23 protein-coding genes are annotated in these 22,196 nt (G+C 42.1%); 15 read left to right on the top strand and 8 right to left on the bottom strand.

The window, feature by feature from the left end; all coding sequences use genetic code 11:
- Window positions 1-211: 211 nt before the first annotated feature.
- From ACM0P2_RS11880 to ACM0P2_RS11905, 6 genes are all read right to left on the bottom strand, one after another.
- Complete coding sequence (locus ACM0P2_RS11880; RefSeq protein ID WP_419226633.1) at window positions 212-4,384, bottom strand: EAL domain-containing protein; 4,173 nt, start codon at window positions 4,382-4,384, stop codon at window positions 212-214.
- A gap of 200 nt (window positions 4,385-4,584) precedes the next feature.
- Entirely contained in the window at window positions 4,585-5,970 is a 1,386-nt protein-coding gene (locus tag ACM0P2_RS11885; RefSeq protein WP_419226634.1) for a ribonuclease J, read from the bottom strand.
- A 65-nt stretch (window positions 5,971-6,035) separates the two neighbouring features.
- Window positions 6,036-6,269, bottom strand: a complete 234-nt coding sequence (locus tag ACM0P2_RS11890) for a DUF2789 domain-containing protein (protein ID WP_014949810.1) — start codon at window positions 6,267-6,269, stop codon at window positions 6,036-6,038.
- A gap of 59 nt (window positions 6,270-6,328) precedes the next feature.
- On the bottom strand, window positions 6,329-6,679 hold the full coding sequence (locus ACM0P2_RS11895) for a DUF2750 domain-containing protein (RefSeq protein WP_105929703.1): 351 nt from the start codon (window positions 6,677-6,679) through the stop codon (window positions 6,329-6,331).
- Between the two features lie 67 nt (window positions 6,680-6,746).
- Window positions 6,747-7,577, bottom strand: a complete 831-nt coding sequence (locus ACM0P2_RS11900; protein ID WP_159117659.1) for a LysR family transcriptional regulator — start codon at window positions 7,575-7,577, stop codon at window positions 6,747-6,749.
- A gap of 126 nt (window positions 7,578-7,703) precedes the next feature.
- On the bottom strand, window positions 7,704-7,871 hold the full coding sequence (locus tag ACM0P2_RS11905) for a hypothetical protein (protein ID WP_167390606.1): 168 nt from the start codon (window positions 7,869-7,871) through the stop codon (window positions 7,704-7,706).
- 396 nt (window positions 7,872-8,267) lie between these two features.
- Here ACM0P2_RS11905 and maoP point away from each other — a divergent pair, with 396 nt between their 5' ends.
- Together maoP and ACM0P2_RS11915 are read left to right on the top strand one after the other, a co-directional pair.
- Entirely contained in the window at window positions 8,268-8,624 is a 357-nt protein-coding gene (gene maoP, locus ACM0P2_RS11910) for a DUF413 domain-containing protein (RefSeq protein ID WP_105929705.1), read from the top strand.
- 196 nt (window positions 8,625-8,820) lie between these two features.
- Window positions 8,821-9,567 carry a PRC-barrel domain-containing protein gene (locus tag ACM0P2_RS11915; RefSeq protein WP_159117658.1) on the top strand — a complete coding sequence of 249 codons (747 nt, stop codon included), beginning with the start codon at window positions 8,821-8,823 and terminating at the stop codon, window positions 9,565-9,567.
- Window positions 9,568-9,649: 82 nt separating this feature from the next.
- On the opposite strand, the gene ACM0P2_RS11920 is transcribed toward ACM0P2_RS11915, so the two are convergent.
- Entirely contained in the window at window positions 9,650-9,961 is a 312-nt protein-coding gene (locus tag ACM0P2_RS11920; RefSeq protein ID WP_105929707.1) for an ArsR/SmtB family transcription factor, read from the bottom strand.
- Window positions 9,962-10,147: 186 nt separating this feature from the next.
- Between ACM0P2_RS11920 and ACM0P2_RS11925 the strand changes: the two genes are divergently transcribed.
- Together ACM0P2_RS11925 and ACM0P2_RS11930 are read left to right on the top strand one after the other, a co-directional pair.
- Window positions 10,148-10,498, top strand: a complete 351-nt coding sequence (locus ACM0P2_RS11925; RefSeq protein ID WP_120959019.1) for a rhodanese-like domain-containing protein — start codon at window positions 10,148-10,150, stop codon at window positions 10,496-10,498.
- Between the two features lie 55 nt (window positions 10,499-10,553).
- On the top strand, window positions 10,554-11,477 hold the full coding sequence (locus ACM0P2_RS11930; RefSeq protein WP_419226635.1) for a LysR family transcriptional regulator: 924 nt from the start codon (window positions 10,554-10,556) through the stop codon (window positions 11,475-11,477).
- Window positions 11,478-11,486: 9 nt separating this feature from the next.
- Here the strand turns inward: ACM0P2_RS11930 and ACM0P2_RS11935 are convergent, their stop codons facing one another.
- Complete coding sequence (locus tag ACM0P2_RS11935; protein WP_419226636.1) at window positions 11,487-12,092, bottom strand: exopolysaccharide biosynthesis protein; 606 nt, start codon at window positions 12,090-12,092, stop codon at window positions 11,487-11,489.
- 464 nt (window positions 12,093-12,556) lie between these two features.
- Between ACM0P2_RS11935 and ACM0P2_RS11940 the strand changes: the two genes are divergently transcribed.
- The 11 genes from ACM0P2_RS11940 (at window position 12,557) to ACM0P2_RS11990 (ending at window position 21,988) form a co-directional block, all read left to right on the top strand.
- Entirely contained in the window at window positions 12,557-13,888 is a 1,332-nt protein-coding gene (locus ACM0P2_RS11940) for a sigma-54-dependent transcriptional regulator (RefSeq protein WP_105929711.1), read from the top strand.
- A gap of 15 nt (window positions 13,889-13,903) precedes the next feature.
- Window positions 13,904-14,128: a hypothetical protein gene (locus ACM0P2_RS11945; RefSeq protein ID WP_159117654.1), complete on the top strand. Its 225-nt coding sequence runs from the start codon at window positions 13,904-13,906 to the stop codon at window positions 14,126-14,128.
- 4 nt (window positions 14,129-14,132) lie between these two features.
- Window positions 14,133-15,647, top strand: a complete 1,515-nt coding sequence (locus ACM0P2_RS11950; protein ID WP_159117653.1) for a sensor histidine kinase — start codon at window positions 14,133-14,135, stop codon at window positions 15,645-15,647.
- Window positions 15,637-16,089, top strand: a complete 453-nt coding sequence (locus ACM0P2_RS11955) for a response regulator (protein WP_105929714.1) — start codon at window positions 15,637-15,639, stop codon at window positions 16,087-16,089. Before ACM0P2_RS11950 ends, ACM0P2_RS11955 begins: the two co-directional genes overlap by 11 nt.
- 12 nt (window positions 16,090-16,101) lie before the next feature.
- Window positions 16,102-18,198: a response regulator gene (locus tag ACM0P2_RS11960; protein ID WP_419226637.1), complete on the top strand. Its 2,097-nt coding sequence runs from the start codon at window positions 16,102-16,104 to the stop codon at window positions 18,196-18,198.
- A 203-nt stretch (window positions 18,199-18,401) separates the two neighbouring features.
- Window positions 18,402-18,731, top strand: a complete 330-nt coding sequence (locus ACM0P2_RS11965) for a DUF883 domain-containing protein (RefSeq protein ID WP_105929716.1) — start codon at window positions 18,402-18,404, stop codon at window positions 18,729-18,731.
- A gap of 4 nt (window positions 18,732-18,735) precedes the next feature.
- Entirely contained in the window at window positions 18,736-19,248 is a 513-nt protein-coding gene (locus tag ACM0P2_RS11970; protein WP_419226638.1) for a hypothetical protein, read from the top strand.
- A gap of 44 nt (window positions 19,249-19,292) precedes the next feature.
- A complete protein-coding gene (locus ACM0P2_RS11975; protein WP_159117650.1) occupies window positions 19,293-19,550 on the top strand; it encodes a hypothetical protein in 258 nt (85 codons plus the stop codon).
- A 25-nt stretch (window positions 19,551-19,575) separates the two neighbouring features.
- Window positions 19,576-20,148: a CC0125/CC1285 family lipoprotein gene (locus ACM0P2_RS11980; RefSeq protein ID WP_159117649.1), complete on the top strand. Its 573-nt coding sequence runs from the start codon at window positions 19,576-19,578 to the stop codon at window positions 20,146-20,148.
- A gap of 395 nt (window positions 20,149-20,543) precedes the next feature.
- A complete protein-coding gene (locus ACM0P2_RS11985) occupies window positions 20,544-21,185 on the top strand; it encodes a phosphoribosyl-AMP cyclohydrolase (protein ID WP_159117648.1) in 642 nt (213 codons plus the stop codon).
- 107 nt (window positions 21,186-21,292) lie between these two features.
- Window positions 21,293-21,988 (top strand): DUF2490 domain-containing protein, encoded by a 696-nt coding sequence (locus ACM0P2_RS11990; RefSeq protein WP_159117647.1) that lies wholly within the window; start codon window positions 21,293-21,295, stop codon window positions 21,986-21,988.
- Window positions 21,989-22,196 lie beyond the last annotated feature (208 nt).

Raw genomic sequence — 22,196 nt, forward strand, 5'->3', positions numbered from 1 at the left:
AGTCACTCATATGTTGTTATAATGTAGATCATTTTTACAATGATTTCACAGACTTCTAATAAGCCCTATTTTTAATTGAAAAACAAGCCTTTTAAACAAGCGTTTACATTATTTGCGATGAATAACAACACTTTGAGCGCTGAATTTAGTTTCCTTATAGTTAAGGCTTTTTAATTTTTATAGGTAATCTAGGCAAAACCCACAAAATTTTTTACCATGACTTAAACAAAAGCGGAATAATCTCTTGGCCCGAACATGGCTTCGCGTAAAAATAGCCTTGGTGTAGAAAACACGACTTTGATTTTAATTCGTTAACCTGCGCTTTTGTTTCAACGCCTTCGGCTATACACGTCATCTTCAAATTGCTGGCAAGTGTGATAGTGGTAGTCACTAATGCTTCATTTGCGTTACCAGGCGCCATTTCATTAACAAAGCTCTTATCAATTTTTAATACAGACAGCGGGTAGCGTTTTAGGTAACTGAGCGATGAATACCCTGTTCCAAAATCATCCAGTGCTAGTACAAAACCTTCGTTAACAAAACGTTGAATTTGCCTAAGCGCGTTGTCGCTATCGTCCATCAATACGCCTTCTGTGATTTCAAAACGGAATGCTTCCTTTGGTAACCCAAACTCACCAAGTAAATTCAAAACGCCCGCCACATCGAACTCGGTTTTAAAATGCAATGCCGACAGATTAATTGAAACATATCCTTCAAAACCTTGCTCATACCATGAGGACAAGTCTTCAGCAGCTCTTCGCATCGCTCTGCGTGTAACTTCAATTATGTATTTGAGCTCTTCTAGCACGGGAATGAATTGATCTGGGTATAACGGCTCATCGTTCAGCCTTCCCCTCAACAATAGCTCTACGCCAACAGTCGTGTTGTATCTCGAATCAATAATGGGCTGATAATTGTTAAAGAAGCCGTCTTCTGAGAACGCGCGTTTTACCTTGTTTTCTAGCTGAAGTCGGTTTTTTGCTCGTTCGTTCATGTCGCTCGTAAAGTACGTAAAACCGCTCAGCGCATCTTTTTTAGCCGTATACATCGCAACATCCGCCTGCTTTATCAGTTCAGCGGGTTCTGAGGCGTCCTCCGGATAAAATGCCACGCCAATGCTGCAAGACACTCGAAGGACCTCTTCTGCTAATGAAATTGGCGTTTCGACCGACTCGATAATTTGCGAAACAAATGGACTTAAATCGTCGTCATTACTAACTTCTTCAATTACGATCACAAACTCGTCACCACCAAGTCGTGCAACAGTTCCCGACTCGGCCACAAGGTTTCTCATTCTGTTTGCTACAATACGTAGCAACTTATCGCCATAATCGTGACCTAGCGAGTCGTTAATTCCCTTAAAACGATCTAAGTCTACAAACATTACGGCTACACGGTGGGCGTTGTGGCGCGCCAAGCCAATAGCATGCTCTAACCTATCTAAGAGGAGTGGCCGGTTTACCAAGCCTGTCAGACTATCATAGGTCGCAATTTTTAAGAGTTTGCGCTCCGCATTTTTTTGCTCTGTGATGTCCGATATAACAATGAGGTAGTGATCAGCATCATAAGTTTCACCACTTACCGCTGTAATATCGATTAAAACATCGTAGCGTTTTCCGTCGGCACCATCTATTGTGGCTTCATCTTTCCAAAAATCACCACCCTGCATCTCTGGCAATTTTCCAGAAAGATGCCTGTTCAAATTCGGATAGCGCAAATAAAGTTTCGCTAGCTGTTTGGGTAAAGGTTCCTTACTGTTAAATCCAAACACCTGCTCAAATGCTGGGTTCGCTGCAACAAGCCGCTTATCTTTATCAAAGATTAAAACCCAGTCGCGAGTTTGCCTGAATGCATCACTGAACAAAGTCACCTGTTGCTGGGCTTTTTGTAACCTGAATAGCTGACGCTGACGCGATAACAAATAAGCGATCAAAAGACCAATAATAAGTAATGCGTATATCGTGTAAGCCAGCGGTGAACGAAGTGGCGCATAAGGCATGGAAAGAGTAACTTCAGCAGGAGTGACATTGAAGTCGAAGCTTCCCGGTGTAGGTACGACGGAGAACACGTAGTCGCCAGGCTCTATATTGGCGATAGTAATTTTTGCATCTTCCGTAACGCCTTCTGTCACGGTTTGCTCCCCGTTAAGCAATTTATAGTAATATTTTACCTTCCCGACACCAGACATAGTAAGTGCTGAAAAATGGATAGTTAAGCCATAGTCTTCATAGCCTAAGTTAAAATGGTGCCCATTTAAGTTCGCAAGAGGTTGTGGAAGCGCTCTATTGTCTACAGAAAGTTCGGTAATCGCCGTCTGCTTACTTAGCAGACTTTTTCCAGTCTCTAAGTTTTCTAACTGTGACGGTGAAAATACGACCGCGCCGCTTGTAGAGCCGTAAACAAGCCGACCATCATTGAGCTTGAGTGACGCTCCCTGATTAAATTCAGACACACTCAACTCACGACCGTAGATGAAATTCTTTATTTGGCTAGTTGAAGGATCATACCTGTGCAAGCCCTTATGAGAACTAAACCATATCTTCCCAGACTCATCTTTTTGAAGGCCATACACAATATTGGAAAGTAAAATATTGGAGTCATCTAAATTGTACAGCGGCTCGAAGGTGTCGGCATCTATTCCAATAAGGCCTACACCACTGTAAGCAAGCCATAACACGCCCATATCATCGATAACCCAGGAACCTATAGAGCGGTCTCTGGCCCGTTGAAGCTCTGAAAATCTGTAAACAAGTTCATGACCGGAGGTTTTAGGGTCAATCAACCAAAGGCCGCCTTCGGTTGCGAGGAACAGCCTATTGTCATGATGGGGAGACTCCCCTAGAAAACCGAATGAAAAATTAATATCAAATACTCGGGGGTCGAGCTCTAAAGTAGAAATACGTTTTTGTTCAATGTCGTACCTTATAAAATCGGAAGCCCCGATGAAGTAAAGCTGGCCATCACTTGCTAGCATTGCGCCTGGCGCGTAAGCGTCGAAAATAGAGGGCTCTCCACCGTTTAAAATAGCTGGTCGTTTCGACTTACCGGTTTTTGGGTCAAAAAGTCGAATCCCATTGTAGGATTGAATTAAGAGTCTTCCATCAGACAGTGGAATGATGCGGTCGATTGCACCATCTCCCATAGACGCAAGCTCAGATTCTGAAAAAAGATATTTGTTGGACTCTCTAGACGTTAAATTGTAACGATTGAGGCCATTCTCTGTGCCTAGCCACAGTTCATTAGGCTGTGTTTCGGCTAGGGCCCATATCACATGACTCGTAAGAACGTCGCCACTTCCAGTTCGCGTATTCTGTATTGAAAAGATATCAGCACTTTTGGTACCAAAATAAAGCGCACCCGCGTAAACAGAGCTAAGCCAAAGGTTTCCAGATTCGTCTTTTGCGATGGCTGATATCTTTTTATTTGATATCTCGGTCGACCCATTGTGCGGCTCCAAGATGTGTTCATACTGCCATCCGTTAGCTGTCTTATTTAATTCGTAGAGCCCTTTATTCGTACCCATCCAAAATCCGTCGGATTTGTGTTGCACCATAGTCCAAACATTTCTATCGGATACAGCTTGAGTGAAAGCTCCTTCTTTCTTGCCTTGTAACTGCGCGAGGAAATTTGTTTTCTCTGCAACAAAAACGCCCTGAACCGTTGTGATCCAAACCCTATCTTGGTTATCTACCATCAAAAACTTGGCGTTATAATTGTCAAGATTTTCTGGTATTTCGCCCAAATAGTTAAGCTCGCTAAGCGATTGAGATGGGTTGTTTACATCTTTAGTGAAAACACCTGATGTGGTAGCAATAAGAAGCGTGTCGTCTATGGTAATCGCAGCACGAATACTCTGATTGTTATCGAGAAACTTGTCAGGAAGTCGTGCTACTGTCTCGAGTGTGTTGGTCTGGGTATTGAATCTCTGCACTTCTTCTGCAAGTGCGATGATTATTTGATTCTCACTTTGCCAGTGAAAGCTTTCTGCGTGCTGAACATAGCTTTTTATATCTCTATAACTCGTAGGCTCTATCTGTTCAATCTTCTGAGTTGCCAAATCTAAATAAAAAACACCTCTACCGTAAACGCTAAACCATAATGATTCTTTTCCCTTTAATGAGAGCTTGTAAATTGAGGCATCAACTATGGAATTATTAGGGCCTTCTACTCGTTTGGCACGCACGCCATCCCATCGAACTAACCCGCCTTCTGTGGCTATCCAAACAAACCCGTCTTCACTGAGGACTATGTCGTTAACGATGTCCTGAGGCAAACCGTTTTTTGTCGAAAGCGATTGAAAAACCGGATTGGATAATCGAGGTGACGCTGCCGCCTGCCATCCCACAACAAAAAGAAACAGAAACAAATAAAAGAAACTTCGCATCGAATAAGGGTCGTTCGGTAAGATTTATTATTATTCATTTCAGTGTAACAGAATGTTTTAAGCATGGGCAGCATCCGTACACAGGTTTTTAACACAAAAGTATTGCGATATCACGTTGATAAAAAAGATATTTATTTTACGAATTGAGTGAAACGTTTTACCTTTATTTTAAGTTTAGGTATATAAACGACTCGGTACCATTAATCTTGTTGAACGGGAATACGACCTGTCGGAACAATTTGACGTCTAATACTAGGCTGTGGTGCTAGCCTATATAAATCACCATTTTGCCCCACATAATGTTTTAAAACACCGCTCTCTTTCGCAATGTTGGCATGAGCAGAAAGATGGAGGTGTTCGCCATGAACAGGAATAGAAATCTTCGGTTTTACCCAGTGATACATAAGCTTGAGCTCTTCTTCACAAGGGTGACCGCTAGCGTGAATAGGTAGAGAACTGTCTTCACTATGAATCACTGTCACTCCTTTATCTGTCAGTGATTTACTTAAACGCTCAACGCTTTTCTCGTTGCCTGGGATCACTATAGAAGAGAACAGCACCGTATCGCCCTTCTCGACCTGAAGATGGGGGTGATTATCTTTAGCTAGCCTTGCAAGCGCTGTATTTTTCTCGCCTTGGCTACCCGTAGCCACAGCAAGCACCTCATGTGGCGGTAAATAGCCGAGATGTTGCGCATCGGCAATTGGCAAGTCGTCAGGCCAAATCCCCTGCTGCTTAGCGATGCCGTACATGTTTAATAGTGAACGCCCATAAAGCCCCATGTAACGTTGCGTTTTTTTCGCCACCCTCGCTAAAGAAATAAGGCGCGCGATATTACTACCAAAGCATCCAACAACGACCCTGCCTTTGAGGGGTAAAATGGTGCTGAGTAATCCATCATAACAGTTGCGCTCGGAAATGGAGAAACCAGGTTTTGTCGCGTTAGTAGAATCACCTACCAGCGCAAGTATGTTCTCTTTTCCAAGCTGTTTGTAAAGGTTTACGTCAAACGGTGTACCGGTAATAGGGTTGGCATCAATTTTCCAATCAGCAGTATGTAGAACGGTCCCCACTGGTGTGGATATTTTCAATGCAAAAGGCTCAGGCAGAGAGTGGGTAATCGCCAGCCAGTTTACTGTAAATGGCCCAATTTGACGGATATCGCCAGCGTCAACCTCAACAATCGGAATAAGGTTTGCCAATTTACTTTTAGCGAGTTTTCGTCGGAGTACTTCAGCGGTAAAAGGCGTAGTGTAAATTGGCTTTTGAAATCTCTCCCATAGATAAGGGATTGCACCTACGTGGTCTTCGTGAGCATGAGTAATAACAATACCTGCCAGCGACTCCTTTTGACTAGCAATGAAAGAAGGGTCGGGAGCGACAACTCGGTGAGTAGTCCCTGCTTTGCTACCTTCTCCATGAGTCCTTTTGATTTTGTAACTCGGTATCAAGGGTTCATCGAAAGAGACACCGCAATCTACCATCAGCCACTGCCCATTGTGGCCATAGAGATTAAGATTCATCCCAATCTCTCCGGTCCCTCCTAGGGGAACAAACCACAAGTCGTCCGCTGTTGGTTGCAACAAATTAACACTACCTTTAATTAAATTTGATTACTTAGCGAGGATAAATTCTGATATCAAAAACACGACTACTCATGTAACTCGGCATTCAGCTGGTCAATGACTTCAGCCCACGCTGCATCCTCAACAATTGCATCCTTTAAAAACGCAGACTGACTCTCGTTCCAATAAGGAGCCTCATGTAGATGTTGACTCTTATTCAGTCCTCGGTGTGTTTCAAAAAATTCAGCGATTTCTTCGTCTGAACTTCCTAGGCCAAGTTGACTAAACAGACTATTCATCGTGGGTTGCTCAGTAAACATATTGTCTCCTTTTATTCCTAATAATTGTTTACCGGCACATCTGCTTCTGAGATCACAGGTTATAAATACTCTGCAAAATCTTCAGGCGTTATTACCTCACCTTCTTCGGCAGGTACAGGACACACGATGACCATAAGCTCATCTTGGGTCATACCCGGAACCCATTTAGTTAAAAACTCTTGGGTAGTAAGCTCCATCGCCTCACAGTGAGCCCAATCCTCTGTCGCCCACAATAATGCAAGTTCAGATTCAGGCCAAATTGGTACGCCATCCTCTTCATCCGTAGTTAGCATCACACATCCATGCTCATCTTTGAGAATGAATAATCGTTGTTCGGCTTTAATAATAGCTAAACTGGCGTCTAATCGCTGAGCAGCACTTTTTTCTAACAATGGATGTATATTTGGCATAAAATTCTCGTTTTAATTGGCTCGATTGCCACATTCTGTGTATTCAGAGTTATTGTCTAATTAACGATTAATTTGCAGTGGACACACTGTCTATTATTTCTGTTAGACCTACTCTTCTTACTTGCTTCATGCTGTGTACGTATACTTTCAGTGATACGTTTTCCAATACTTTAATTTTCGTAAGATTTACATTTTCAGGTAATTGGGTTTGAACATTCGTGGGTAAAACAGCAACACCGCCTTCGCTTTGAAGGTTGTTTAACGCTAAATTCAAAGAGTTTGTTCTTAATTTAGCATCTCGTAATTGTGGATAGGTCGTAAGTAGCCAGTCTCTTGCTTTGGCGCCCCAGTCGATGGCAACAAAATCGGCGGCATCTATGGTTTCCCGTCCCTCTCCGACTCTATACAGAGCAAGTTCATGCTCTAGCAACACTGTGCTATTCACTTCTTCTGACTTTAACGGTTCGGTAGAAAAAGACAAATCTGTAACGCGTTCGTGCATTTGACGAGACAAGGTGTCAAGCGTAAGCACTTCCGCTTTGACCGACCAATCCGGAAAGGCATTATGCAAGTGACTCAACATTTGGGGTAACAACAGTTCACTGGCTAATTGCGTGGCGCCACATACTACATATTCAGACGACTGAATTTGTAATTCCTGTTTAGCCTCGTTTAGTGTTGCACAAAGCTGTTTCGCATAAGGCAGGAGCTTTTCTCCGGATTGCGTAAGCTGGATACTATTTCTTTGCCTGATGAACAACGTGGTATGAAAGTATTCTTCAAGAAGCTTTATACGTGCACTGACTGCAGATTGTGTGAGGTAAAGATTTTCTGCGGCTTTACCAAAGTGACGAGTTTTGGCCACCTCTATAAAGGTGGTAAGGAAGCGTATGTCCATGCTTGTTGTACAACCGAATCAAAGTGTGTCTAAATTGACATAGATGATACGGCAAGTAAACACAAAAGCACAGAAGCGCACCGTTACAAACGGTACGCTTAATCAAATTTTCACCAACTAGTAGAATTAATATTCTTCTTGGTGCAGACGACGCTGTTTATCACGACGTTGTAGGTCACGCTTTTGTTTAACTTTGACGCTGCTTTGACGCTTAGCGTTAGTTTTCTTTGCGTAAGAACCTTCGTCTTCTACCGAGTCCCATTCTTCACGCTGGTAACGATAGTCTTTGCTCATTGCTTTCTCTAAGTTGTTAACACACCTTAATTATTAACGTAAGCGTAAAAATGAAAAACGAAAATTTATCATCGTAGCGATAATAATTTTTGATGACTAAATGGAGTAGTTTTTGAAAAATCTACCGTCACCAAAAGCTATCGATAGAACGTTTATCTGCTATCACCTAAAAACAAAACAGAAAAAGTTATATTCTTTATTATTCAATAACATAGAAGAACAAGAACATCACTTTACAAGTCACCAATAGCAATTTATCGCTTATTTTATCTCGCATAGTTTTTGAATTTATCTTCAGTTAAAAATTTTTTGTTGATAAGAAAAAAAACTTTTGTTTTATCTTGCTTTTCAATTGTCATACAAGAGCGCTGAACAAAACATTACGTTGGGTACATTATGAAAAGTTTAGCTATTAGACCATCAGCAAAACCTTACATTGACCGTTTGAAGTTTCCCTATGGATTTCGTAAGTCCGGTGACTTCAGCATTGCTGAAGCAGATCTTCTCACCACATACGGTAAAACCCTGCTGGGACTTGAGAGTGGCGAACTTAAACCAGAAAGTGACGATGAAGCGCATTTTGTTGACTTTATTAGTGGTAAGGTTGAAGCAAGCAATAACATGGAGAAGGCGTGGGCAAAGTACGTCAGACTTGCAAGAGGCAAAAAACATTTTTATACGTTGCACAGTAGCGCAAGTAATCAGTCGGATTACGATGACGACTACTCAGACGACGAGTTCGACGTTGCGTAAAAAGTATAGACTGATCAAAAGAGCTCGCCATGGCGAGCTTTTTTGTTTGAGCTTTAAATGATCTCAATCAAGTTATGGAAAGAACAAAATTGAGAAACGTTAAGGAATGTCTACAGTTAGATTAAAGATGAGCAAAAAAGCCCGTGTTAGGTTTTATTGCTCTGATTAAACCAGCCCATGCAAAGGAGGCGCAACGATGGTTATTAGTTCGAAACAGCTTACTCACTTTTCTATTCATGCACTTGATGACAAAGTGGGCGGTATTCGCGACATCCTTTTTGATGATGAAACCTTCACCGTTCGCTATCTAGTGGCGGACACTAATACCTGGCTCCCCCTCAGCCGCAAAGTCGTGATATCCCCTATTTCGGTCAAGCAGTTAGCCTGTGAAGATGAAACAGTTCATATTAATATGACTGTCGATACACTCAAGAATAGCCCTTCAATTGACGAGCATAAACCTGTCTCTCGCGAGTACGAAGAGAACCTTTTTAAGTACTTTGGCTACGGTTACTACTGGATAGGCCCCGGAGCTTGGGGCGAATTTGCCCACCCCGATGAGTTAGTTGAACTACAGCATGCCGAGGAGTCCGATACTGTTCACCCTCAAAAAACATCAAATCATTTACGCGCGGTGGGAGAAGTTGGAGGATATGAAGTTGCTACGACATCTGACAATGTAGGTCATATTAGTAATTTTATTATTGATACGCGCAGTTGGAAAATCGTACTTCTGGTGGTTGATACAAACAACTGGCTACCTGGCGGGAAGCATTTAGCGTTATTACCTAGCGATATCAAAAACATCGACTGGGCAGCTCATCACGTTAGCGTGAATCTGAGCCAAGATGAACTAATGAATCGACCTGAAGTGGATAACGATAAGATTTCTGAAGATGGTTACATTGCAACGCTATGCAGTGACCTTAATAGCAATATATAAATGAGGCGATATGCCTTTCTCTTTCAATGTCCGTTTCTTTAAACGGACATTGTTTTGAGGGTCTTTTACGATAATTTTTACTTCATTTGCAAAAAAATTCGAACATTAAGGCTATCAAACGTTTAACCCGTTCGTCAGCTAAACGATAAAAGATAGTTTGCCCCTCTCTACGCGTGGCTACCATTTTTGACTCTCGCAGTAAGGCGAGATGCTGCGATATTACTGGCTGAGACACATCGACAACATCAAGAAGTTCAGTAACCGACTTTTCCTCTTCGAGTAATGAGCAAAGCACCATAAGGCGCGTTTTGTTTGCAAACTGCTTAAGAAAAATTTCAGCTTCTGCGGCATGTTCCATTATCGCGTTTGAACCTATAACCATATCCTCGGACATAAGCACTTCCTTTTTTGTAAAATAACTGGGCTAATTTACCCCTTTATTATACTAAAGTATAAAACAAATTGCCGATTGGCTATTTTATGCGATGAATTTCAGTCAAGACTCTTGTTCTGCTATCCTAAATTACAAATATAAACTTAATACCTGCGTTGTTCACCAGCTTAACTTAAAGGAAACCAAATGCTCATTGACATCAAGACTCGTTTAGAAAATATCGACGTTAACTTTAGAACTGTAACGGCAGAACAGGCGTTTAATGAGTTAGAAAATAATGGAGGTACATTAATTGACGTGAGGGAAGCCGCAGAGGTAAATGAACAACCCGTTCGTTCTGCATTACACATCCCCCGTGGCGTTCTCGAAATGAAAGCCCTTGAGCAATTCAAAGATGCATCCACACCCCTTTACATTCACTGTGCCTCAGGTGTTCGCGCTAAGCTCGCGGCAGAGCAGCTAACTAAATTAGGTTACGAAAATATATCTGTTGTAACGTGCTCAGTGCCTACAATTAACGAAGTTAGCGATAAATGACTCAATATTAACTCATGTGATATAAAAGCCTGAAAAGAAAGAGAAAGAGCGATACATGCTGAAATCCACATTAGAACAGTGGCGAATGTTCAAAGCCGTTGTCGACGCAGGCGGTTTTAATCAGGCCGCTGTAGAAGTACATAAAAGTCAGTCAAGTGTTCATCATGCTGTACAAAAGTTAGAAAACGCTATCGGTGTCAGATTATTTGAAAACATTGGACGAAAAGTACAGCTCTCGCCGCAGGGCGAGTTAATGTATCGTCGCGCTAGTTTTTTGCTGGATGAGGCACACAAACTAGAAGCGGTGGCAAGCAGTCTTCAGGCTGGAACAGAAACTACATTACGTATTGCTGTCGATATAATATTTCCTTCGGAACTGCTATATAACGTTCTCGCAAAAGTGTCAGACGAATATCCCTTGTTGCGTATTGAATTAGAGGAAACCGTATTGAGCGGTGCAAACTCTCTGTTAAGCAGCGGTAAGGTGGATATGGGCATTTCGCCCTTCGTCCTTCCAAATGGTTTTAGTGAAGATCTATGCGAGATCGAGTTTGTAGCCGTCGCACACGCCCACCACCCGTTACACCAGTTGGGTAGGACACTCACGTTAGAGGATTTAAAGGCTCACCGTCAGATTGTGGTTCGAGATTCATCAACTGAACGTAAGGCTGACGTAGGCTGGTTAGGAGCGGAACAGCGGTGGACAGTGAGTCATGTAAGGACATCGGTAGATGTTATTGCGCAGGGTTTAGGATTTGCGTGGTTGCCTATTGCTATTATTAAAAACAAACTTGAAGACGGCACCTTGGTTCCCCTGCCGCTGGACAACAATGCTGCGTTGAGAAAAGCGCTGCTTTATCTATCTTTTGAGGATGGTGACACACTTGGTCCTGCGGCTCGCGCTTTTATCGGAGAATTACGTTATCAAACGATGAACCTTCCAACCTCCGACTTAATCATAGACAGTAGTACGGATTAAACGTCTTTACTAGCTCAAGATGCCGCTGAGCTGTTCAAAACCTAAAACAAAACCTAAAAGTGAAACAGACACACCAACTAAAGCCACTGCTCCATCGTCAGTGGCCATACCTATTGCCATAATCAAAACCGCAAACGCGGGAATTAAACCCATAAACGGAATGAGTTCCAGTGGCATCATCACCGCACCGCATAGCATACAATTCAATGCAATTAACGATCGAAAAACCGTTTGACGCATAAAAAAGCACCGAGGAACTAAGAATCGATCGATACGTACCGCATAAGGTTTCGCTTTTTCAACTATCGATCTAAGTTGGTCGGCGTCACATTGTAATTCCATTACTTTTTCTGGGAGCCACGGGTGACGTTGACCGAGTAAAATTTGCAAAGAGATAAGTAAAATCGTCACACCTGTTATAGATGGCACTCCTGGAATAGCTCCAATAGGTGTACAAGCGATAAATGAAGGCAAGGCAAGCATTGGACCGAAGCCTCTTTTTTCTAAGACACTCCAAAAATCAGCAAGATGAAAGACATCTTGTTGAGCTCTGGGCTGCATTCTTCCAAGAAGCTCATATAATGTCATTGATCTTTCAGCTGTTTTTCCCAACATTTTCAAATCCTTTGATTTAACTTTACCTGTGAACTGGTATGCTGTTTGACGAATTCCTCGCTAAAAATCTAATATAAAGCGCATTTTCGAGACAAAGCACTCCATATTGCGAACAATGATTAGATGAAAGCTGTGCGAAAAATGTGCCATTGGGTACTTAATACAACTATCGCGCGCATGGGAATGTTTTTTGCAAATTCACTTTTTATAAAACGTTTTTGCGAATAACAAAAATTAGAAATATAGGAATAGCTTCAAAGGTTACTACTCAACAAACGCGGTCTAGTTTGAATGGGTTGTTTCGTCTGCCGAGTTAACTTTCCTAGTTATAAAGAATTGACGTATGCAGTTGTCTAGCTTTCGATAGCAAATTTCGTAATGCTGCGATGACTGAACTATGAAAACCATAATATTGATTAAATTCCAAGTTTTTCCAATTAGGAATAGAAGAGAGGGACATCCACGTGCTAACCGTACTTTTAGTTGATGACGACGCCGAATTCACAGAAGTTGCCTGTACCATTATTGAATTTTTGGGGCATGAAGTACTTACTGCCGGAACACTAGAAGAAGCGCGAGATTGGTTAAAAAAAGAAACCTTTGACCACGTTTTACTAGATTTTATGCTGCCTGATGGTAGCGGGGCTCACCTATTTAATGAATTAGACGCACTTCCAAAGCGACCACGAGTTACATTAATAACTGGTCACCCTTCTGTAAAGAGCGTTATAAAAGGGCTTTGTGGGCCGACTGTTGATTACCTCGTTAAACCTATTCAACGAGAAGAAATTGAAGCAGTTCTAAGTCAGAAAAAGAAGAGTAAAGAGCCAGAAGAAGCAAAAATAGAGAAGCATTTTGACTTACTTATCGGCGAATCGCCGGTGATGAAAGACTTGTATAAGCTTATTGCTCGCGTCAGTAAAACAAGTGCAAACGTTATGCTGCTAGGTGAAAGTGGCGTAGGTAAAGAAGTGGTTGCTGCCGCAATCCATCGCGCCTCTGAAAGTGAAGGCCCCTATATCGCTACAAACTGTGGCGCGTTTTCTAAAGAACTAATTGGAAGCGAATTATTCGGTCATGAAAAAGGGGCATTTACGGGTGCTGTAGGCAGAAAAGAAGGTGTATTCGAACAAGCGGAAGGCGGCACACTTTTCCTTGATGAAATTACAGAAATGCCAATTGATATGCAGCCGAATTTGCTTCGGGTATTGGAAAACAAAGTTGTACTTCGCGTTGGCGGAACCAAATCGATTCCGGTTAATTGTCGTGTTGTTTCGGCTACGAACCGCACTATGGAAGAAATTGCACAAAGTAAGGTACTTCGAGAAGATATTTATTTTAGGCTTGCTGTTTTTCCTATTACTATCCCTCCCCTACGTGAACGCAAAGAAGATATACCGCTGCTTGCTAAAACCTTTATCGCTGAATTCAACAAAGACAATGGCTCGATTTATCGTTGGGAAGATAGCCAACTTGAAACGTTACAAGCCTATGACTGGCCGGGTAACGTTCGCGAATTGAGACATTTTGTTCACCGTGCTGCCATCATGAGTGACCCAGAAAAAAGTGAAATTGAGCTTCCTAAAACGATTGAGTCTCCTTTTGCGCAAAAGCAAAGTACTACCCCTGCGCTACAGGCAGGTAGGACAATAGAGGACGTAGAAAAAGAACTCATTTATGCCACGCTTGAAAAAGTGAACGGCAATAAAACCACCGCAGCCGAAATGCTGGGGATCAGCACTAAAACGCTTTATAACCGTCTTCATGCCTATGGTGATTTAAGTAAAGACGAATAAAAAGAGGTATTCGGTATGACTAGCGAGGAATTTTCGAAGCTAAGTGTTTTCGTACACGATGCACGCAAGCCGCTTAACAGGATTTCAATGCAGGCTGAACTTGTAAAAATGGCTTTAAACGGAGACGTCGCCCCTGAAAAGGCAATTGCGGCGTTAGACAAAATAATTAGCAGTGCGAAAGACTGCAGCCACACCCTTACTGAAATGACCTCAGACTTGGGTGACAACATTGCGGATTAGTTAAATGATTTCTAAAGTGCTGTCTTCTGTTTACAGTTGGATCATTATTGTTGTTTTTGTCATTGTTGTGATAACGGCTAATTCTTTTTATGTGGTAAATACTTTAAATGACCTTTCTGCCCTTGAAGCAAGACTTTTCACTACCAACCGCGTAATTAACGCGGTCAACAGGTTACATGTTGCCGTGCTCAGAATTGAATCTGGTCAACGAGGCTTCATGCTAACCGATGATGAAAAATATCTTGCTGACTACACAGAAACATTGGGCCTTATCAATGAGGTCATGGATGAAGTAGAAGTAAGTTCATATTCATCTGACATTAAAGTGCAAACTGACAGAATAGAACAGCTGCTTTTATTGACAAAAGCCAAGGTTAACGAGGTCGTTGAAGTTGTTGAACTGGTAAAAGCAGGTAAAGAGCAAGAGGCAATCGATCTCCTAAAAAGTGACAAAGGGATTATCCTCTATAAGCGTTTCGAAACGCTTTTCAGTGAAATCGATAGTTCTGAGAGAAACATGCAAGGAACGCATTTGGCTAACTTGATGAGCTTACGACGCGATTCCGTGAACACATTAATCATTTCTTCGGTCACTACTCTGCTTCTGATTATCACCGTATTTTTACTGTTGAAAATTAACTCTCGGGAACATGAAAAGTACCAAGCTGATCTTGAGTCTGTGAATGAGGATCTAGAAACTAAGATTGCTGAGCGAACTCAGGAGCTAAGCGTTTTTTCTGAGGAACTTGCAAGGAGTAACAGAGAACTGGAAGACTTTGCTTTTGTCGCTTCTCATGATTTACAAGAGCCTCTAAGAAAAATTCGTGCGTTCGGTAATAGGCTAGAGTCAGGTTATAACGATGTCATAGACGAACGAGGTAGAGATTACCTTGCACGCATGCTCAATGCAGCAGAGCGGATGTCAATGTTAATATCAGATCTTCTCGCGTTTTCGCGCGTATCAACTCGTGGTAAGGAATTTGGCGAGGTTGACCTTAATCGTGCGATAAACAGCGTTATTGACGATTTAGAAATTGCTATTGATGAAAAATCCGCCGAAATAAATGTGAGTGATATGCCTGTCATTCGTGGCGATAAATCGCAACTTGAACAGCTGTTTTTAAATCTTATTTCCAATGCGCTCAAGTTTCAAAGTGAAGGCGTCAAGCCCATTGTTTCGATAAATGTAACCAATGCACTTCCCGAAGATATATCAGATATCCTCATTTCCGAAGAGTACGAGTGGATAAAAATCACGGTAACTGACAACGGCATTGGGTTTGAGCAGTCCTTTGCGGAGAAAATATTTGCACCTTTCCAACGTTTACACGGTAGAAGTGAGTACAAAGGAACCGGTATTGGTTTAGCTGTTTGCCGCCGTATAGTTGAACGTCACAATGGGCAAATTAAAGCAATAAGCAAGCCTGGAGAGGGTGCAACATTCTCGATAATACTGCCAAAAGACAGTGATCCTTTTGGAACTAACAACAATAGTGGAGAAACAACCAATGACGCGTAAACAGTCCCAACCTATCAACATCCTTATGGCAGACGACGATGAAGACGACCGTTTGCTCACGGTTGATGCACTTAAAGAGAGTCGAGTTTTAAACAATTTGTTCTGCGTTGAAGATGGCGTTGAACTCTTAGAGTTTTTGCGTCATGAGGGAAAATACTCAGACCCCGCTTCTGCGCCACGTCCTAGTCTTATTCTGTTAGATTTAAATATGCCTAGAAAAGACGGTAGAGAAGCACTTCAAGAACTTAAAAACGATCCAAAACTTAGAAGTATTCCTGTTGTTATTTTAACAACCTCTAAGGAAGAAGAAGATATGCTTCGAGGATACGACTTAGGGTGTGCATCTTACATAACCAAGCCGGTTAACTTTGAAGGCCTGGTTGAACTAATGCGCGCGCTCGGACGCTATTGGATAGAGTTCGTAGAGTTGCCACACGAGTAGTCGGGGAACTAGATGACAGAGGTTATTAAAGTTTTATTAGTCGAGGATGATGAAGATGATTACTTCCTTACCTCTGATTATCTGGAACAATGTGAGTCACCTTCGTTTGAACTAACGTGGGTGACAAACAGTTTAGACGCAGTGGAAGCACTTAAAGCTGATAGTTTCGATTTGTGCTTACTTGACTATTTGTTAGGTGCAGAAAACGCTATTGATGTTTTAGGCGTCTTAAAGTCAAATCAATTTAGCCTACCCGTGGTTATCTTAACCGGCCAATCCGATGCAACGGTAGATGAAATGGTCATGCGTGCTGGCGCCGCTGACTATTTGCAGAAATCTGAAATTGAGTCTCCACGATTTATGCGCACCATACGCTATGCAATGGTGCGACGTGACATCGAAAACGAGCGGCTTGAACGCAATAAAGTTGAGCAAAAAAACAAGGCGAAAGACAAATTTCTCGCCCATTTGGGTCATGAACTCCGCACCCCGCTGACCTCTATTCTTGGATATACAGAACTACTTATTGATGACGCGCGCAACAGTCCTTTCCAACAAGAACTGTCGATTATTCACTCTAATGGTAAGCATCTGTTAAGTTTGCTGAATGATCTTCTTGATATGTCGCGTATCATGGCAGAGAAACTGGAGCTTAATATTCAAGACGTGAATTTATCGGCATTTCTTACCGACATCCATTCACTTATGCGGTTAAATGCGAAAGACAAAGGTTTAAGCCTTAACGTTGTTTCAACTACCAAAATACCTGAATTTATTAAGACCGACCCTACTCGACTGCGACAAGTGCTGCTCAACCTAATCTCGAACGCAGTAAAGTTTACTGACAAGGGAAGCATTACGCTAACGATTTCACTTGAAGTGCCCTCGTCAGAGCCCCCAGACGAGCCGCGTTTATGTTTCTCGGTTGAGGACACTGGCATTGGAATGCCTCCTGATAAGCTAGAAAACATATTTCAACCTTTCGAACAAATCGAAGATGTAATGCGGGCCAACCACGGCGGCGCTGGTTTGGGGCTGGCAATATGCAAAGAGCTCGTCACTAAGCTCGGTGGAGATATAACAGTTACTTCTCGACATGGCGAAGGAAGTATCTTTACTTTTAATATTGCTCCCGGAAATATTTCATCACAACCTCTCGTTGACCTTCAGCTTGAGCAAATTCAACCTGTTGAATCAAGTAGTATCAACCTCTGTGTGACGGGAAGGGTGTTAATCGTTGATGATTTAAGAGAAATACGCAGGCTTACCGGACATTTAGTGAGCCAGTCACAGGCGGATATCAGCTATGCTGAAAATGGCGTTAAGGCGCTAGAAGCTGTGTTGGAAGCAGATGAACACAATCAACCTTTCGACCTGGTGCTAATGGATATTCACATGCCTGTTATGAATGGTATTGAAGCACTTCATGCGATACGCCGTCACGGTAAAAAAATTCCTGTTATTGCAGTAACAGCCGCCAGCCGGAAGGGACTCAAAGAGTCGTTAATTCGAGAAGGGTTTAATGATGTTATCGGCAAACCTATCGACCGGTTTGCGCTCGCCACCTTGCTTTCTCAATACTTGCCACCTGGTAACCATGTTACGTTTACAAACGTAGAAGCTCAGGTTGCTGACATGCCTTTGGACAAACCGTTTGCGCCGGAAAAACACCTCCCCTATTCAGCAGAAGATGAAAACAAGCGAGATGTAACATCACTCAGCCCCGAAAAGACAGACATTGATGAAAAGTCGAGTGAAAAGGGGGTTATTAACAAGCGAATCCTTGTGATTGAAGATGATGAAGATGCGGCGGAGCTTTTACAGCTGTTTCTTTCACACTTAGGTCACACAGTTACAACTACGTATAGTGGTGTAGATGCATTAAATACAGCTCAAGAGCAACGTTTTGACCACATACTCATGGATTTAACCTTACCCGATTACAACGGTTATGACCTTGCAGCTGAGCTGAAGAAAGCACTTCCTGACACATCGCTAACGATAGTAAGCGGACATGAAGCTGACACAGAAAGCATGAAATCTATTGGTATAGACAGCGCACTCCTTAAGCCTGTATCTAAAGATGACTTAGAATCCGTCGTAGGCTAAGCGGGCGACATTAGCCTAATACCAGTCCGCATAGACACTGCGAAAATATTACAAAGGTTTGCAACCTCAGTGCGTGGGACTTGCAAACTTTTCACTACCCAAACCACGTCGTAAACATAATATTTCTTATTAATCAAAAAGTTAAAGTATTGGTATAAGCGTTGCACCTCTTATGTTGAACCCAAAATATTAAGGAGAGTATTATGGCTACACAAGCATCAGCAAAATCGCAAACGGTAAAATCTACCACAGCAAACGGCGTGACTGAGCCAAGCCACCCAGTGACGGATCAATTAAAGGATTCTCTTCATGCATCCGTCGATAAATTAGCAGACAGTGCGGGTATTGCCGAAGAAAATATTCGTAAAACAGCATCATCGTCTGCAGAAAGTATGTCTGAGAGAAAACGCTTGGCAGAGCAAAAATGGCAAGCTTCAAAAGTGCGTAACTATGCAATCGAAAATCCTCTTGCAACAGCGGGTATCGCGTTTGCTGCTGGTATGTTAGTAACTTCACTACTACGCAAGAAGTAATTTGATGAAAGCCCCTGATTTTCACAAAGCACAATTTACTCTGTGCGAAGAAAATCCGTTTCGTCTGACGCCCCCTGGGGCGCAGACGAATTTTTATTCCCGCAATTTAAATACGAGTAAATCAGCAAGCTCCACTATAAACGAACAGCAATATCCAGACCCGGCTTTCTCGGACATTTTCTCAGCACTACAAGAAGCACTTGCTCAGCGAAAAGCGCAAGGCTTTGCGTTTTTAGAGTTGACCAACAGCGAATTAATGCTTATTAAAAAAAGCTTTTTTGTAACTGTTTTTGCTTGTTTAGCTGCGTTTGCGGTTGGCACAGTCTGCTGGCTTATTTTGAACATTGCCATTGGCACTGTTTTGCACAACATTGGCCTACATTATGTCGTAGTACCTCTTGTGCTTCTCGTACTTAATAGCGCTGCAGCATTTGGTTTGTTTAAACTTGCTCAAAATGCATTTAATTATTTAAGCTTTCAACGGCTGATTCGAACATGGCATAAAGTTATTGGTTAACTTATTTGCTCGTAAAAGCTTCGTTAATACGAAGGATAGTATTTATGAATATTTTTCTTAAATCGAACATACAAGATATTGCTCAAAAAGAGCATGCTTACTTTTCTCAAAAACATCACGCAGACATTGCACTTACTCAAGCAAAAAGGCAATGTAAGTTACTGATGGGAAAACCCGAAGTTCTGTTAGGTATTTCGGCACTTGGTGCCTATAAAGGTGCAGTAGATGCAAAGCCTAAAGCAAAACGTAATCAAGCAATGATGGCTTTAGGCCGAACGGCGTTGATGTCATTATTCCAATAATCACAGTACCTAAGGAGTATGTGAGATGGGCAATACAATCATAAATAGAAAATCACGAATTAAGTTGGCCTTAATTGGGGCTACTTTTGCTTTAGCCATAACAGGTTGCTCATCCTCTCCCATTGCAGCCCCTACTCCCTATAAATCGGCTAGTTCAAAAGCCGCGTACGGTTATTCCAGCGAAAAGCTTTCTGAAAACGAGATTAGAGTCCTTTTTAAAGCAACGGATAAAACGCCTGCAGATCTCGTTCAGCAATACGCACTGCATCGGGCCGCTGAGATAGCTAAATCTCAAGGTTTTTCTCACCTCGCTATTGTAAAAACCAGTGTTGATAAAAAGCCTGTGATGGCAAGAGAGGTAATGGCGAACAACGAACAGCCCGTAGCTTTTCAAACCGATAAACAGTGTACAATGTCAGGCTGTGACGAAGTAGCTCAGCCAATGGCCGTACCTAGCTCTAATGACGTGGTAAAAACACAGATAAACGATATTTACTTTACTATAGATGTAGAGATGTCGAGCGATAAGACTACTTTGGGCAAAAATGCCTTCACAGTAAATGAGATATTGTCAGAGCCTTTGGAACCCAAAAAGTAGAATTAAATAAGATACAATATCCGCGTCTGGCAGTTCGATCGCGACTCTGTGTTTATCGTGTCATACTGCCAGGCTCATAAAACCTGCTATCATCGACTGCGCGACTTTTCCCCACCTTCTACTCTGCTTCACCATAATTACACCGGCGTTGCTAGATAAGCACTATACACCGTGCTCAGAAAGCCTTAACTGAGCACCACTGCATTCAAAGCTTTTCCCGCACCTTCATGGCGTTAATGCCCCGTTAATCTTCTATTAATATTGTACAAAAGTCTTTGTCATCAACAATCTCTATCCTTAATCACATGAACTGCATAGCAGGTTTATACGCCTTAATCATATTAGTGATTTGGGTGACGCAGAACTTAATTTTGCATACGACTAAGGAGTCAGCGATGAAAAAACTAAACACAGCGATTACAAAGACTGCAGTTGCAGCGGCTACAGTGTTGTTAGTCTCGGGGTGCAGTGCTGTGGCTAAACCGCAGATGGACAATACCGCTTCCAGTGCGCCTGTTTTAAAAGCAAAAGCACTAGATAACGCGCTACTTTATTCCGACGAGTGCATCACGGAAAGAGAGGTGGTGTCAGCGCAGAGAAAATGGGGCGACGGTATAGTCAGAATTGGCGCAGTATTTAGTAATGATGGCGATTACTCAACTGAGGCTGCCGATTTTATACAGGCGATGTATGGCTACGATTTAAGTAGTGTCTTATTTAAGCCAACCCTGGCCGCTAATGACCAATTCCGTTCAAGCTTTGATGCAGCGCTTTCTTACTTTGTTGGCGGCAACGATGCCTATGCTGAGGATAAAGGCTTCGCAATTAAACCTTATACAAACGTCAAGTTTGATAACGTTGGCATTATCAATAACAGCTGCCGTATGGCGGTAGCAATGGGTAACTACTTCTTTACCGACACACAGGGCGGAGAAACAAAGGTAGAGTACACATTTGCCTATGTAAAAGACAGTGACGGTGATCTTCGAATTGTGGCCCATCAATCATCCTTACCCTACAACCCCAATGGAAATTAAGTCAGTTCAGCCCCTGAGTACTTGCATATTCAGGGGTCTCTCCCCTTTGTTTAGGCAGCGCGGCTTTCCCTTCCGCTCTGTCTTTTTTTTTGAGATGTTAAAATACTATGAACATAAAATCTAAGTTATCCCTATGTGCCTTGCTCTTGTTATCTCTAACATTTACAAGTGTTCGAACATTCGCGAATGCTGATATCCAATCTTGGAATGCATTGGCACTTTCCGGCGATGCAAGTAACAATGGAAAATGGCAATTTTGGTTTGATGGCCATTTACGATTTAAAGACGATGCTTCTCGTTTGGGCGTTTCTATCATAAGACCAGGTTTTGGATACAAGTTTTCAGACGATTTTGCACTTTGGTTAGGTGTAGCCCGAGTTACAATTGATAGTAACGGTGGCTTGATACATGAGGACAGAATATGGCAGCAGTCGACATACTCCTTAAACAAATTTATGGGCGGAAGTTTGTCCGGAAGAAGTCGTCTAGAGCAGCGATTTAGACATGACGAAGGTGACGATACTGGCTATAGATTTAGACAGTTTATTAGATGGTCTAAACCACTTACTGAAAATTGGAGCTTCGTTATCTGGGATGAAATTTTCTTTGGCTTCAACGATACGGACTGGGGACAGACTAGTGGTTTTGACCAGAATCGTTTGTACATTGGCCCTGCCTTTCAATTAAATCAAAAGTGGCGCATCGAAATGGGCTATATGCACAATTATATCAACCCTCCTGACGACAATGCTGACGCAATAACGAACCACAATTTATCACTCACGTTCTTTGGGAGTTGGTGAAGTCAATATATTGAATTGAGAAAAGATATAGATAGATAAACTAATTCTAATTCCAAATACAATTCATGCTGTCATGTAAAATATGCACTTTTTTATGTAATCGTGACTTTAACTATCTAGTTACTATCGTCCAATAAAATAAGAAAAATAAATATTTATATTAAATATCATTAACTTAGCAACTCGGCATGAAGCTAGCATTAGTTAC

The sequence above is a fragment of the Alteromonas sp. OM2203 genome, assembly GCF_048517045.1.
GTDB lineage: Bacteria > Pseudomonadota > Gammaproteobacteria > Enterobacterales > Alteromonadaceae > Alteromonas > Alteromonas gracilis.

Bases quoted from the DNA above. Each gene is read 5' to 3' on its own strand.
- ACM0P2_RS11960 (WP_419226637.1), top strand. From the start codon at position 16,102: ATGACAGAGGTTATTAAAGTTTTATTAGTCGAGGATGATGAAGATGAT.
- maoP (WP_105929705.1), top strand. From the start codon at position 8,268: ATGAAAAGTTTAGCTATTAGACCATCAGCAAAACCTTACATTGACCGT.
- ACM0P2_RS11895 (WP_105929703.1), bottom strand. From the start codon at position 6,679: ATGCCAAATATACATCCATTGTTAGAAAAAAGTGCTGCTCAGCGATTA.
- ACM0P2_RS11975 (WP_159117650.1), top strand. From the start codon at position 19,293: ATGAATATTTTTCTTAAATCGAACATACAAGATATTGCTCAAAAAGAG.
- ACM0P2_RS11880 (WP_419226633.1), bottom strand. From the start codon at position 4,384: ATGCGAAGTTTCTTTTATTTGTTTCTGTTTCTTTTTGTTGTGGGATGG.
- ACM0P2_RS11945 (WP_159117654.1), top strand. From the start codon at position 13,904: ATGACTAGCGAGGAATTTTCGAAGCTAAGTGTTTTCGTACACGATGCA.
- ACM0P2_RS11925 (WP_120959019.1), top strand. From the start codon at position 10,148: ATGCTCATTGACATCAAGACTCGTTTAGAAAATATCGACGTTAACTTT.
- ACM0P2_RS11980 (WP_159117649.1), top strand. From the start codon at position 19,576: ATGGGCAATACAATCATAAATAGAAAATCACGAATTAAGTTGGCCTTA.
- ACM0P2_RS11985 (WP_159117648.1), top strand. From the start codon at position 20,544: ATGAAAAAACTAAACACAGCGATTACAAAGACTGCAGTTGCAGCGGCT.
- ACM0P2_RS11915 (WP_159117658.1), top strand. From the start codon at position 8,821: ATGGTTATTAGTTCGAAACAGCTTACTCACTTTTCTATTCATGCACTT.
- ACM0P2_RS11900 (WP_159117659.1), bottom strand. From the start codon at position 7,577: ATGGACATACGCTTCCTTACCACCTTTATAGAGGTGGCCAAAACTCGT.
- ACM0P2_RS11935 (WP_419226636.1), bottom strand. From the start codon at position 12,092: ATGTTGGGAAAAACAGCTGAAAGATCAATGACATTATATGAGCTTCTT.
- ACM0P2_RS11905 (WP_167390606.1), bottom strand. From the start codon at position 7,871: ATGAGCAAAGACTATCGTTACCAGCGTGAAGAATGGGACTCGGTAGAA.
- ACM0P2_RS11970 (WP_419226638.1), top strand. From the start codon at position 18,736: ATGAAAGCCCCTGATTTTCACAAAGCACAATTTACTCTGTGCGAAGAA.
- ACM0P2_RS11920 (WP_105929707.1), bottom strand. From the start codon at position 9,961: ATGTCCGAGGATATGGTTATAGGTTCAAACGCGATAATGGAACATGCC.
- ACM0P2_RS11930 (WP_419226635.1), top strand. From the start codon at position 10,554: ATGCTGAAATCCACATTAGAACAGTGGCGAATGTTCAAAGCCGTTGTC.
- ACM0P2_RS11890 (WP_014949810.1), bottom strand. From the start codon at position 6,269: ATGTTTACTGAGCAACCCACGATGAATAGTCTGTTTAGTCAACTTGGC.
- ACM0P2_RS11990 (WP_159117647.1), top strand. From the start codon at position 21,293: ATGAACATAAAATCTAAGTTATCCCTATGTGCCTTGCTCTTGTTATCT.
- ACM0P2_RS11950 (WP_159117653.1), top strand. From the start codon at position 14,133: ATGATTTCTAAAGTGCTGTCTTCTGTTTACAGTTGGATCATTATTGTT.
- ACM0P2_RS11965 (WP_105929716.1), top strand. From the start codon at position 18,402: ATGGCTACACAAGCATCAGCAAAATCGCAAACGGTAAAATCTACCACA.
- ACM0P2_RS11955 (WP_105929714.1), top strand. From the start codon at position 15,637: ATGACGCGTAAACAGTCCCAACCTATCAACATCCTTATGGCAGACGAC.